Origin of the sequence: Denitrificimonas halotolerans (genome assembly GCF_034259425.1) — a bacterium.
GTDB classification, from domain to species: domain Bacteria; phylum Pseudomonadota; class Gammaproteobacteria; order Pseudomonadales; family Pseudomonadaceae; genus Denitrificimonas; species Denitrificimonas halotolerans.
Genome location: NZ_JAXIVU010000057.1, coordinates 1 through 369, shown reverse-complemented (window position 1 = coordinate 369; position 369 = coordinate 1). Strand labels below are relative to the sequence as shown.

Annotated in this window: 1 protein-coding gene; it reads right to left on the bottom strand. The window is 48.5% G+C overall.

The window, feature by feature from the left end; translation table 11 throughout:
* A partial coding sequence (locus TOI97_RS13255) for a GTP-binding protein (RefSeq protein WP_321554591.1) occupies nucleotides 1-369 on the bottom strand: 369 nt, incomplete at both ends.

Genomic DNA, 369 nt, shown 5'->3' with positions numbered 1-369 from the left:
GATCAATTGCACGCTCTGGCTCAGGCAAGTATGAGTCAAGTGTCTCAACCAGCGTTTTAACAGCGGTTGTACCTAAACCGTTATCATCACGGCCTTCTAACGCCATCAATGCAGAACCAACGATGATTGGAGTGTCGTCGCCTGGGAAGTCGTATTCGCTCAACAGGTCACGTACTTCCATCTCAACCAACTCTAACAACTCTTCGTCGTCAACCATGTCGGCTTTGTTCAGGAATACAACGATGTACGGAACACCAACCTGACGAGACAGCAAGATGTGCTCACGAGTCTGTGGCATAGGGCCATCAGCTGCTGAACAAACAAGAATAGCGCCGTCCATCTGTGCAGCACCAGTAATCATGTTTTTAA